Raw genomic sequence first — 11,473 nt, 5'->3', positions numbered from 1 at the left:
TCGTCTCTGGAGGGAATTAGGCGTGGCCGGATCCGCAGCCAACGCCCGGCAGACACCCAGTGCCGCCCGGAACGCCACCCGGGCCGGCGTTCTGGCCGCCGGAGCCGCAGCCGACACCGGGGATACAGCCTTGACCGCCGGGGCCGCCGCCGGGTCCGTTGTTCTGGCCACCGGAACCGCAGTTGCCGTTGGCATCGCAACCGCCGCCGCCCGGATCGTCCTTGAACACGATGTGGGTGGGTGCGGGGCTGGTCATTGCCGGGGCGGTCGCAAAACTATCCGCCGCGGCCATCGGTGCAGCGGCGATCGCGGCAGCAACCGCGCCGCCGATGACTAGTGGTTTCAGGAGGGTCAATTTCGCTAACATGCGACTCGCATACCACGCACGCGCGCGAACAAAACCTCTCTACGAAAGATTGATTGCAATCGTCGTTCGTCGCTGGTGAACGCGGGCCTCACAACACAAAAGGTGTACAACGATGACCACACTGGATCTGACCGGCCGTACGGCGATTGTCACGGGCGCCTCCCGCGGAATCGGGTTAGCTATTTCCCAACAGCTCGCGGCCGCGGGCGCCAATGTGGTGCTCACCGCGCGCAAACAGGAAGCGGCCGAGGCGGCGGCGGCCGAAGTGGGGGAACGGGCGCTGGGTGTCGGCGCTCACGCGGTCGACGAGGAGGCCGCGCACAACTGTGTGCAGATCACCCTGGAAAAGTTCGGCAGCGTCGACATTTTGGTCAACAACGCGGGTACCAATCCGGCATTCGGCCCACTGATCGACCAGGACCATGCGCGGTTCAGCAAGATCTTCGATGTCAATCTCTGGGCTCCGCTGCTGTGGACGTCGCTTGCGGTCAAGGCCTGGATGGGCGAGCACGGTGGCGCCATCGTCAATACCGCGTCCATCGGCGGGCTGCACCAATCGCCGGGGATGGGGATGTACAACGCCACCAAGGCGGCACTGATCCACGTCACCAAACAGCTGGCCCTGGAGCTGTCGCCGCGCGTGCGTGTCAATGCCATCGCTCCAGGTGTGGTCCGCACCAGATTGGCTGAGGCGCTGTGGAAGGACCACGAGGACCCGCTGGCGTCGCAGATCGCGCTGGGTCGCATCGGCGAGCCCGTCGATGTCGCGAACGCGGTCGCCTTTCTGGTCTCCGACGCGGCGAGCTGGATCACCGGCGAGACGATGGTGATCGACGGAGGGCTATTGCTGGGCGGCGCGCAGGGCTTCCAAATGCACCCGGGGACAACCGATGAGTAGCGAAGATCTGGACGCGCGGGTAACGGCACTGTTGGCCGAGCACGACCCGGCGACCACTGACCCGCGGGATTTCCTTGGCGCGCAATTCGACGCCGGGCTGGCCTGGGTCCACCTGCCGCAGGGTTTCGGCGGTCTGGACCTGCCGCGCAAAGCCCAGGAGTACGTCGACATGCGGCTCGCCGCGGCCGGTGCACCGGTGGGCGGCACGGTGAAGAACTACATCGGCATGGGCATGGCCGCGCCCACGATCGCGGCCTTCGGCACCGACGAGCAGAAGCGAAAGTTCTTGCGTCCGCTGTTCACCGGTGAACAGATCTATTGCCAGTTGTTCAGTGAGCCCGGTGCCGGATCGGACCTGGCCGGGGTGGCCACCCGTGCGGTCCGCGACGGTGACGACTGGATTGTCAACGGGCAGAAGGTGTGGACGTCGCAGGCGCAGAACGCCCAGATGGCCATCCTGGTTGCCCGCACCGACCCGACGGTGCCCAAACACGCTGGCCTGACTTACTTTTTGTGCGACGTGACCCAGCCTGGTGTCGAGATCAGGCCGCTGCGCCAGATCACCGGCGAGGCCGAGTTCAACGAGGTGTTCCTCACCGATGTCCGAGTGCCCGACGCGAATCGGCTCGGCCCCGTGGGCGGTGGCTGGCGGGTCGCGACCACCACACTGAACAACGAGCGGGTCGCGATCGGCTCTCGCACCGGTGTGCCCCGGGAAAGCGGCCACATCGGCAAGGTCGCCCAAGCCTGGCGACATGAGCCCGCACTGCGCAGTCCCGCGATGCACGACGAGCTGATGCGACTGTGGGTCGAGGCGGAGGTGCTGCGGCTGGCCGGCGAGCGGTTGGGGCAGCAGGCCAGCACCGGCCAGCCCGGGCCGGAGGGCGCCGGCATGAAGATCGCCTTTGCGACGCTGGCGCAGGCGATCTCGGGATTCGAGATCGAAATGCACGGCGAGGGGGGACTGCACTACGACGACTGGACCATGCGCAGACCCGAGACGGTCGACCTGATCGGTCGCGAACCCGGCTACCGGTATCTGCGCGCGCGGGGCAACTCGATCGAGGGCGGCACGTCGGAGATCTTGCGCAACACCATCTCCGAGCGGATTCTCGGCCTGCCCGGCGAACACCGCGTCGACAAGGACGTCGCCTGGAAGGATTTGGATCGATGAGCATCGGCGATCTGCTGTACTCCGATACCGAGGACGCCTTGCGCGACAGCGTCCGTCACCTGTTCGCCGACCGGTGCCCACCCGAGGTGGTGACCCGGGCCTACGATCCAGTGCCACAGGACTTTTCCGATCTGTGGCGACAGCTGGCCGGTGACCTGGGGGTAGCCGGCCTGCTGGTGCCCGAGTCGCTCGGCGGTGCGGGCGCCAGTGCCCGCGAGGTCGCGGTGGTGATGGAGGAGATCGGTCGCGCGGTCGCGCCGGTGCCGTTTCTGTCCAGCGCGGTGCTCGCCACGGTTGCGCTCTCGCGCGCCGGCGAAACCGAAATCCTGTCCGCGCTGGCCCAGGGGGAGCAGACCGCCACGCTGGTGGTGCCGCTGTCCACCGCTCCCGGCGATCCGATCGCCGGCGTGAGCACCGGCCCCGACGGCTTGACCGGGACGGTCAGCAGCGTGGCGGGCGCCGCCGAGGCCGACGTGTTGGTGGTGCCGGTCGCGGGCGCCGACGGACTCGAGTTGCACACCGTCGCCAGGGGTGCGGCCGGGGTTCAAGTGTCACCGCAGCTGGCCCTGGATATGACGAGACCGCTTGCCAATGTCCAGTTTTCGGCAGCGCCGTCAATCCGCGTCGGGCCGGCGGGCGAGTCGGTGGCCGCGGCGCTGGAGACGGGTGCCGCGCTGTTGGCCTCCGAGCAACTCGGGGTGGCGCAGTGGTGTTTCGAGACCACCCTGGCTTATGCCAAGCAGCGCAAGCAATTCGGCCGCGCGATCGGGTCCTACCAGGCGATCAAACACCGGTTGGCGGATCTGTGGTTCGAGGTCGGCTCGGCGACGTCCGCGGCGCGCTACGCCGCGGACACCTGCGCTCGGGAAGATCCGGACGCGAGCATCGCCGCGGCGGTCGCGCAGGCCTACTGCAGCGGCATCGCGGTGCATGCGGCGCAGGAGTGCGTGCAGCTGCACGGTGGCATCGGCATGACGTGGGAGTATCCCGCACACCTATACCTCAAGCGGGCCAAGAGCGATCAGCTGGCCCTCGGCACTGCCTATCGTCATCGGGCCCGGCTGGCCGCCTTGGTCGATCTGCCGGTCTCGTAATCGCCATGCGGGTGCTGTTGTCGACGTACGACACGCGCGGCGGCGTCGAACCATTGCTGGCGGTCGCGGTGCAGTTGCAGGCGCTCGGCGCCGAGGCGGTGGTGTGCGCGCCGCCCGACGACGAATTCGCCGAGCGGGCAGCCGATTTCGGGATACCACTGGTGGGATTCGGTCCTTCGGTGCGCGCGATGACGACCGCGGCGGCGCAGTCGTCGGAGGCCGACGTGCGCGCGCATGTGCTGGGTCTGCTCGCCGCGCAGTTCGACACGGTCGCCGCCGCGGCGCAGGGCTGCGACGCGATAGTGGCGACCGCTTTGGTGTGGACGGCGGCCGGCGCACGCTCGGTCGCCGAGAAACTCGGCATCCACTACGTCTACGGCAGCTATCACCCGACCCACCTGCCGTCGCCGTATCACCCGCCGCCGGAGTTCGTCGGCCGGGGAATGGGGACGAGCGAGATCGACAACCGGATGATGTGGAACCACAACGCCCACAACGCCACCATGTTGTTCGGTCCATCGCTCAACAGTCACCGCGCGGCGATCGGCCTGGCCCCGGTGGACGACGTGCGCGGCTACGCCTACACCGACCGCCCGTGGCTGGCGGCCGACCCGACGCTGGGCCCGTGGCAGCCGCTCGCGGACCTGCACGTCGTGCAAACCGGCGCCTGGGTGTTGCCCGACGAGCGTCCCCTGTCGGCCGAGCTGGAGGAGTTCCTGGACGCCGGCACGCCGCCGGTGTACCTGGGCTTCGGCAGCATGCCGCTGTGGGGTTCCAAGGACGTCGTCCCGATGGCGATCGAGGCGATCCGCGCCCAGGGCAGGCGCGTGCTGCTTTCGCACGGCTGGGCCGAGCTGGTCCCCATCGACGACCGCGACGACTGCCTCGCCGTCGGTGAGGTCAACCAGCAAGCGCTGTTCGGGCGGGTGGCCGCAGTCGTGCACCACGGCGGTGCGGGCACGACGACGACGGCAGCGCGCGCCGGCGTGCCTCAGCTCGTCGTGCCGCAGGGGGCCGACCAGGTGTACTGGGCCATCCGGGTGGCAGAGCTGGGCGTCGGCACCGCCTGCGACGGTCCGACGCCGCCCCCGGGCTCGCTGCCGGCCGCGCTGGAGATGGTCCTGACCGACGAAACCCGCGCCCGCGCGCACGCCGTGGCGGGCATGACCCGCGGCGACGGCGCGGCGGTGGCCGCAAAATTATTGGTCGACGCGGTGAGTCAGACGAGGCGTTAGCGCGGCAGTGCCGAGGCGAAGACCTCCGCCATCGCCTGCCAATGCCGCTGCGCGGCGGCCTCGTCATAGGGCGCGTTGTCCGGGACCGCGAAGCCGTGGGCCGCGGAGTACCACTCGATGGTGTGCCGCACACCGGCCGCCGTCAGCGCCTTGTCGAGCTGCTCGGCGTGCTCGGCCGTGAACGACGCATCGTTCTCGGCGCCACCGACGTAGACCGTGGCGGTCATCTTCTCGGCCAGCAGATGCGGGCTGTCCGCGGTGTCGGACACCAGGCCGCCGCCGTGGAAGGACGCCGCGGCCGCGACGCGGTCGGGAATCCGGCCGGCCACCATCACCGAGATGCGCCCGCCCATGCAGTAACCGCACACGCCGAACCGTTCACCGGATACCTCGGGGCGATCCGCCAGGTAGTCGAAGAAGGCGCGGCCGTCGCTGGTGATCTTGTCCGGCGTCAGGCTGCCGACCATCGAAAACAGGCGCTTGCGTTCCTGTTCGTCGCCGAACACGCTGGCCATGTCGAACGGGGCCCAGCCGGCGTGGCGGTAATACACGTCCGGTAGCAGCACCGTGTAGCCGAATCCGGCCAGCTTGGCCGCCATGTGCTGGAAGGTGTCGCGCACGCCGCCGGCGTCGGGATACATGATCACGCCGGGGTGGGGGGCTTGGGTGTCCGGGCCCCCGGGGGTGAACAGATGGACCGTGCAGGTCCCATCGGCGGTGGTGATGGTGTCGGTGATGTTCGGCATGGCACCCGTTCTACTCCGCGTGGGTGGACGTAAACTTTGCGCGTGCCGATCCCCACGCCCTACGAGGACTTACTGCGCCTGGTCCTCGAGACGGGTTCGGTCAAATCGGACCGCACCGGCACCGGAACCCGCAGCCTGTTCGGCCACCAGTTGCGCTACGACCTGTCGGCCGGTTTCCCGCTGCTGACCACCAAGAAGGTCCACCTCAAATCGGTGATCTACGAGTTGCTGTGGTTCCTGCGCGGCGACTCCAACGTCGGTTGGCTACAGCAGCACGGCGTCACAATCTGGGACGAATGGGCCAGCGACACAGGCGATCTCGGACCGATCTACGGTGTGCAGTGGCGATCCTGGCCGACCCCGTCGGGCGAGCACATCGACCAGATCACTGCCGCGCTGGAATTGCTGCGCACCGACCCGAACTCCCGGCGCAACATCGTATCGGCCTGGAACGTCGGCGAAATCCCGCAGATGGCCCTGCCGCCGTGTCACGCGTTCTTCCAGTTCTACGTGGCCGACGGGCGGCTGAGTTGCCAGCTTTACCAGCGCAGCGCGGACCTGTTTCTGGGCGTGCCGTTCAACATCGCCAGCTATGCGTTGCTGACCCACATGATGGCTGCCCAGGCCGGCCTGGGTGTCGGCGAGTTCGTCTGGACCGGCGGCGACTGCCACATCTATGACAACCACGTCGAGCAGGTGCGCACGCAGCTCAGTCGCGATCCACGGCCGTATCCGGAACTTGTTCTGGCCCAACGTGCTTCGATCTTCGACTACACCTACGACGACGTCGTGGTGCGCAACTACGATCCGCACCCGGCGATCAAAGCTCCCGTCGCTGTATGACACTCGTCGGCATGGTGTGGGCTCAGTCCACATCCGGTGTCATCGGCCGCAACGGCGACATCCCCTGGAACGTTCCCGAAGACCTGGCCCGCTTCAAGCAGGTGACCGTGGGCCACACCGTGGTGATGGGCCGGCTGACCTGGGACTCGTTGCCGGCCAGGGTGCGGCCGCTGCCCGGGCGCCGCAATATCGTGCTCTCCCGCCGCAGCGACTTCGTCGCCGAGGGAGCCGACGTGGTTGACTCCTTGGACTCGGCTCTTTCCGGGGCCATGACCGACCCCGAAGCCTGGGTGATCGGCGGCGCCGAGATCTATCGGCTCGCGCTGCCGCACGCCGCCCGTTGTGAAGTCACCGAGATCGAGATAGACCTGATCCGCGAGGACGAGGACGCGATGGCGCCGGTGCTCGACGAAACATGGCTCGGCGAGACGGGGGAGTGGCAGGTCAGCCGCTCGGGGCTGCGGTATCGGTTTCACAGCTATCGTCGGTCCTGAGCCCTCGCCTCGGCGCTAGGCGCTTAACCGAATTTCCAGGGAGGGGAAATTGGCAGTGATCACCGAACCCACAACGGCGTTCGCCCGCAAGTGGATGGGCTATGACTCGGCCGCGGTCGATGCGCACATCGAGATGTTGACCACCAAGCAGAATCTGCTGCTCAACGACGTCGAGAGCCTGCGGGCCCGGCTGAAGGACTCCGGCGAGGAAGCGGCCGCGCTGCGCAACGAGGTCGCTGCGCTCACCGAGACCTCACCCGCGCCGCACGCGATGCAACAGCGAATGGCAAAGATGCTGAGCCGCGCCGTCGAGGAGATTTCCGAGATGCAGGCCGAGGCGCGAGCCGAGGCCGAGGCGCTGATCACCGCGGCCGAGGCGGAAATCGAGACCGAGCAGCGAAAGCACCGCGACGTGTTGGCGGAGTTGGCCTCGCAGCAAAAGGCCATGGAAGCCGAATACCGTCAAACCAGGGAAACGCTCGAGGCCGAACTTGCCAGCATGCGCGACGACGCTCAAAAGGCGCGTGAGCAGCTGCTTGCCGACGCCAGGGAGCGAATCGAGCGAGATCGTGAGCAGGCGCGGCGCGCCGTGAACGCCGCGACCGACCGGCGGATCAAGGTGCTGGAACAACTGATGGGCGTCTACCGCGACCTGGAAGCGGTTCCGGCCGCCCTCGAGGCGGCATACCACGAACAGAAGAATCCGCCGCGGGACAGCGTTGCGGCACCGGCCGACGAGAAGGTCGGCACGGGGTGAGCCTTCGCTGAAGGCGACCGGTTGACCGGTATTCTCGGCGCGTGTCGATCAGGAGGCTGACCGCCGTGCAGGCACGGCGGATAGCCGTTGCGGCCCAAGGGTTTACCGAGCCGCGACCCGGCGGCGGGATCACCCGCGCTCACCTGCGTCGGCTGATATCGAGAATCCAAGTGCTGCAATTGGATTCAGTCTCGGTCGCGGTGCGCGCCCACTATGCTCCGGTGTTCAGCCGGCTCGGCCCCTACGATCGCGACGTGCTGGACCGTGCCGCCTGGGGGCCGCGTTCGTCGCGGTTGCTGGCCGAGTACTGGGCGCACGAGGCCGCACTGATGGCCGTCGACGACTGGCCGCTGCTGCGCTGGCGGATGCGCCAGTACCGGCACGGCCGGTGGGGCACCCACATCGTCAAGGCGAACCCGGAGCTCGCCGAGAAGATCGTCGATGCGGTCACCGAACTCGGGCCCAGCACGGCCGGACAGATCGAGGCACATCTCGAGGCCGAAACGTCTGGCCCGCGGGGAAGTTGGTGGGGCAGTCGCAGCGATACCAAGTGGGTGGCCGAAGCGCTGTTCGCCTCCGGAGTGCTCACCACGGCCACCCGGGTCGGGTTCGCCCGCCACTACGACCTGGTGGAACGGGTGCTGCCGGCTAGTGTGCTGGCCCGCGAGGTCGACGACGCCGAAGCCATCCGCGAGCTCAGCCTGCGCGCTGCCACCGCGCTGGGCGTGGCCACCGAGGCCGACATCCGCGACTACTTCCGGCTGTCCGCCCAGCAGGTCAAACCGGCGATCGCCGAGCTCGTCGCGGCCGGCGAGATCGAGCGGGTGGAGGTCGACGGCTGGTCGGCGCCCGCGTATCTGCACGCCGGGCGCACCGTGCCCCGACTGGATCGCGGCACCGCGCTGCTGTGCCCGTTCGATCCGTTGATCTTCTTCCGGCCCCGGGTAGAGCGGCTGTTCAATTTCCACTACCGCATCGAGATCTACACCCCGGCAGCCAAGCGGAAGTACGGCTATTACGTGTGGCCGCTGCTGGTGGACGGTCAGCTGATGGCGCGGGTGGACCTCAAGGCCGATCGCACCGCCGACACGCTGCGGGTGGTGGGGGCGTTCGGCGAGCCCTCCGAAGCCGATCGAGCCCCGCGCGCCCGGGTGGCCGCCGCACTGGCCGGCGAGCTGGAGTCGATGGCGTCATGGCTTGGCCTGGGCGGGATTACGGTCTCGAGCCGCGGCGACTTGGCCACGGAACTGCGCAAGCGGATCAGCTGATGACGTCGTCCAAGGAGCTCAGAGCAACGCTGTGGAAAGCGGCTGACAAGTTGCGCGGATCCCTGTCGTCCGGTCAGTACAAGGACGTTGTGCTCGGGCTGGTGTTTTTGAAGTACATCTCCGCGTCGCACTGGAATACCTTGGTGGACAACGCGAAATCCCCTGGCATCGGTCGGGTCGCCGACAACGCGATGGGCGCGGTGATGGCGGCAAACCCGGCCCTGGCCGGACTGTTGCCGCGGATCTATGAGGACCTCGACCAGCGCCGGCTCGGCGAGCTGGTCGAGCTGTTGGAGAACGCGCGGTTGGTTGGCCCGGGCCCTCGGGACCTGATGGGGGAGGTCTACGAGTACTTCCTGGGCAATTTCGCGCGAGCAGAAGGGAAACGGGGTGGTGAGTTCTTCACCCCGCCCAGCGTGGTGCGGCTGATCGTGCAGGTGCTGGAACCGGTGCGCGGGCGGGTGTACGACCCGTGCTGCGGCTCCGGCGGCATGTTCGTGCAGACCGAGAATTTCATCGCCGCCCGCGACGGCGACCCCAACGACGTCCGCATCTACGGTCAGGAGGGCGTCGAGCAGACCTGGCGAATCGCGAAGTTGAACCTCGCTATTCACGGCATCGACAACGCGGGCCTGGCCCACGGTGACACGTTCGTCGAAGACCTGCACTGCGGCGTGCGCATGGACTACGTGATGGCCAATCCGCCGTTCAACATCAAGGATTGGGCCCGCGACGAGCACGATCCGCGCTGGCGCTTCGGTGTTCCCGCGGCCGGCAACGCCAACTTCGCCTGGATTCAGCACATCCTGGCCAAGTTGGCGCCGGGGGGTCAGGCCGGGGTGGTGATGGCCAACGGCTCGATGTCGTCGAATGTGGCCGGGGAGGGCGACATTCGCGCGCGGATCGTCGACGCCGACCTGGTGTCCTGCATGATCGCACTGCCCGCTCAGTTGTTTCGCAGCACCGGAATACCGGTGTGCCTGTGGTTCTTTGCGATGGATAAAGGTGATCGGTCGGGGCAGGTGCTGTTCATCGACGCGCGCGGGCTCGGCTATCTCGTCGATCGGGCGGAACGCGCGCTGACCGACGACGAGGTCGTCCGGATTAGCGGCACCTACCACGCCTGGTGCGGGTCGTCGTCGGCGAAAGATTTTGTATACGAGGATATTCCGGGATTTTGCAAATCCGCTTCGCTGGAAGACATCGCCGCCGCCGGTTACCTGCTGACACCGGGGCGCTACGTCGGTGCACCGGCGACCGCCGAGGACGCGGAGCCGCCCGACGAGAAGATCGCCCGGCTGACCCGGGACCTATTGGTGGCGCTGGATGAATCCGCGCGAATGGAAACGGTGCTGCGAGAACAGGTGCGTCGCCTGTGCTGAACGCGACGCTGGGCGAGTATCTCGACTTCCGCTCCGGGAGCGGCGCGCCGGCCCGGGTGCCCGGCGGGCGGTTTCCCGTCTACGGTGCCAACGGCGCGATCGGGTACGCGGCGCAGTCCAACGCGAGTGGCCCACTGATCGTGCTCGGTCGCGTCGGGTCGTATTGCGGCAGTGTGCGTTACTGCGACTCCGATGCGTGGGTCACCGACAACGCGCTGGTGTGCCGGGCCAAAGAGCCTGCCGAGACCCGCTACTGGTATTACGCGTTACAGACCTGCCGGCTCGGCGATCATCGGGCCGGGTCGGGCCAGCCCCTGCTCAATCAGGCGATTCTGCGCGACGTTTCGGTGCGGACCGTTCCCGGACGCCAACGCCAGCGGATCGCCGCACTACTCGGCGCCTTCGACGACAAGGTGGCGTCCAACGAACGCGTGATCAACGCCGCCGAGCGGCTGATGCTGGGCCTTGTCGAGCCGATCGGTGACCACATACCGCTGTCGAAACTGGCGCAACTATCCACGGTCGTTCGCAAACCGCGTCAATTCGACGGCTTCGTAGCGCATTTCAGTCTTCCGGCGTTCGACGACGGCGCCACTGCACGGCGCGTCGAGCGGGCGACGGTGAAAAGCGACAAGTTCGTGTTGTCGCAACCGTGCGTGTTGTTCGCCAAGCTCAACCCGCGGATTCCGCGTATCTGGAATGTCGTGCAGTTGCCTTGCGAAATGGCGGTGGCGAGTATGGAATTCGCCGTGCTCACTCCCGACGGCGTCGATACCTCGGCGCTGTGGGCCGCGGTGGGGCAACCCGACGTCTCGCAGCGACTGCAGCAACAGGCCGCCGGAACCTCGCCCAGTCACCAACGCATCCAGCCGCGAGACCTGATAGATGTCCAGGTGCGCGACGTTCGGCGCCTGAGCGCCGATGCGGCACAGACGATCACCGCTGCGGGCGCGCTGTGCCATGCGCGGCGCGCCGAGTCGGCAAGGTTGGAAGCATTTCGTGATGCGTTGCTGCCGTTGCTGATAACGGGGGTAATAAAACCAGAAGTCAATGCCCACGCAACTCACAGGTTGTCGACATAAATCGCCCTTACGCTGGAATACATCACTGACGTCGCCTCGTCGGGAGGGGACACGTGGTCGTTCCGAGAGGAGGGGCAGATGTCGAGTTGCATCGCACGCCAAGGGGGCGGCGGCGCCGGGGGCCGCGTTCTCG

At 67.4% G+C, this 11,473-nt stretch carries 12 protein-coding genes; 10 read left to right on the top strand and 2 right to left on the bottom strand.

Annotation, left to right across the window (positions count from 1 at the left end):
• Positions 1-16 precede the first annotated feature (16 nt).
• The gene (locus ACAG21_RS26125) at positions 17-346 is read right to left on the bottom strand and encodes a PE-PGRS family protein (RefSeq protein WP_370499223.1); all 330 of its coding nucleotides are present in this window, start codon (positions 344-346) and stop codon (positions 17-19) included.
• A gap of 133 nt (positions 347-479) precedes the next feature.
• On the opposite strand from ACAG21_RS26125, the gene ACAG21_RS26120 reads away from it, so the two are divergent.
• The 4 genes from ACAG21_RS26120 to ACAG21_RS26105 are packed head-to-tail and all read left to right on the top strand — an operon-like array spanning position 480 to position 4,768.
• On the top strand, positions 480-1,265 hold the full coding sequence (locus ACAG21_RS26120) for an SDR family oxidoreductase (protein ID WP_370499160.1): 786 nt from the start codon (positions 480-482) through the stop codon (positions 1,263-1,265).
• On the top strand, positions 1,258-2,439 hold the full coding sequence (locus ACAG21_RS26115; RefSeq protein ID WP_370499159.1) for an acyl-CoA dehydrogenase family protein: 1,182 nt from the start codon (positions 1,258-1,260) through the stop codon (positions 2,437-2,439). The genes ACAG21_RS26120 and ACAG21_RS26115 overlap by 8 nt, the downstream gene beginning before the upstream one ends.
• A complete protein-coding gene (locus tag ACAG21_RS26110; protein WP_370499158.1) occupies positions 2,436-3,533 on the top strand; it encodes an acyl-CoA dehydrogenase family protein in 1,098 nt (365 codons plus the stop codon). The genes ACAG21_RS26115 and ACAG21_RS26110 overlap by 4 nt, the downstream gene beginning before the upstream one ends.
• Before the next feature lie 5 nt (positions 3,534-3,538).
• Positions 3,539-4,768 carry a glycosyltransferase gene (locus ACAG21_RS26105; RefSeq protein ID WP_370499157.1) on the top strand — a complete coding sequence of 410 codons (1,230 nt, stop codon included), beginning with the start codon at positions 3,539-3,541 and terminating at the stop codon, positions 4,766-4,768.
• Here the strand turns inward: ACAG21_RS26105 and ACAG21_RS26100 are convergent.
• Positions 4,765-5,514 (bottom strand): dienelactone hydrolase family protein, encoded by a 750-nt coding sequence (locus tag ACAG21_RS26100; protein WP_370499156.1) that lies wholly within the window; start codon positions 5,512-5,514, stop codon positions 4,765-4,767. The genes ACAG21_RS26105 and ACAG21_RS26100 overlap by 4 nt on opposite strands.
• Before the next feature lie 42 nt (positions 5,515-5,556).
• Between ACAG21_RS26100 and ACAG21_RS26095 the strand changes: the two genes are divergently transcribed.
• The 6 genes from ACAG21_RS26095 to ACAG21_RS26070 are packed head-to-tail and all read left to right on the top strand — an operon-like array spanning position 5,557 to position 11,340.
• Positions 5,557-6,357: a thymidylate synthase gene (locus tag ACAG21_RS26095; RefSeq protein WP_370499155.1), complete on the top strand. Its 801-nt coding sequence runs from the start codon at positions 5,557-5,559 to the stop codon at positions 6,355-6,357.
• Complete coding sequence (locus tag ACAG21_RS26090; protein WP_370499154.1) at positions 6,354-6,851, top strand: dihydrofolate reductase; 498 nt, start codon at positions 6,354-6,356, stop codon at positions 6,849-6,851. Before ACAG21_RS26095 ends, ACAG21_RS26090 begins: the two co-directional genes overlap by 4 nt.
• Positions 6,852-6,906: 55 nt before the next feature.
• Positions 6,907-7,608 (top strand): cell division protein DivIVA, encoded by a 702-nt coding sequence (locus tag ACAG21_RS26085; RefSeq protein ID WP_370499222.1) that lies wholly within the window; start codon positions 6,907-6,909, stop codon positions 7,606-7,608.
• A gap of 41 nt (positions 7,609-7,649) precedes the next feature.
• Positions 7,650-8,876 (top strand): winged helix-turn-helix domain-containing protein, encoded by a 1,227-nt coding sequence (locus ACAG21_RS26080; protein WP_370499153.1) that lies wholly within the window; start codon positions 7,650-7,652, stop codon positions 8,874-8,876.
• Positions 8,876-10,258, top strand: coding sequence for a type I restriction-modification system subunit M (locus ACAG21_RS26075; protein ID WP_370499152.1), 1,383 nt, complete (start codon positions 8,876-8,878; stop codon positions 10,256-10,258). The genes ACAG21_RS26080 and ACAG21_RS26075 overlap by 1 nt, the downstream gene beginning before the upstream one ends.
• The gene (locus ACAG21_RS26070) at positions 10,255-11,340 is read left to right on the top strand and encodes a restriction endonuclease subunit S (protein ID WP_370499221.1); all 1,086 of its coding nucleotides are present in this window, start codon (positions 10,255-10,257) and stop codon (positions 11,338-11,340) included. Before ACAG21_RS26075 ends, ACAG21_RS26070 begins: the two co-directional genes overlap by 4 nt.
• The last annotated feature ends 133 nt before the right edge of the window (positions 11,341-11,473 follow it).

This window comes from Mycobacterium sp. pR1184, from assembly GCF_041287235.1.
Classification (GTDB): Bacteria; Actinomycetota; Actinomycetes; order Mycobacteriales; family Mycobacteriaceae; genus Mycobacterium.
The sequence above is the reverse complement of the archived record's forward strand: the minus strand, read 5'-3'. Positions and strand labels throughout refer to the sequence as shown.

Coding starts and splice junctions, on each gene's coding strand:
- ACAG21_RS26120 (WP_370499160.1), top strand. CDS start 480: ATGACCACACTGGATCTGACCGGCCGTACGGCGATTGTCACGGGCGCC.
- ACAG21_RS26115 (WP_370499159.1), top strand. CDS start 1,258: ATGAGTAGCGAAGATCTGGACGCGCGGGTAACGGCACTGTTGGCCGAG.
- ACAG21_RS26110 (WP_370499158.1), top strand. CDS start 2,436: ATGAGCATCGGCGATCTGCTGTACTCCGATACCGAGGACGCCTTGCGC.
- ACAG21_RS26105 (WP_370499157.1), top strand. CDS start 3,539: ATGCGGGTGCTGTTGTCGACGTACGACACGCGCGGCGGCGTCGAACCA.
- ACAG21_RS26100 (WP_370499156.1), bottom strand. CDS start 5,514: ATGCCGAACATCACCGACACCATCACCACCGCCGATGGGACCTGCACG.
- ACAG21_RS26090 (WP_370499154.1), top strand. CDS start 6,354: ATGACACTCGTCGGCATGGTGTGGGCTCAGTCCACATCCGGTGTCATC.
- ACAG21_RS26075 (WP_370499152.1), top strand. CDS start 8,876: ATGACGTCGTCCAAGGAGCTCAGAGCAACGCTGTGGAAAGCGGCTGAC.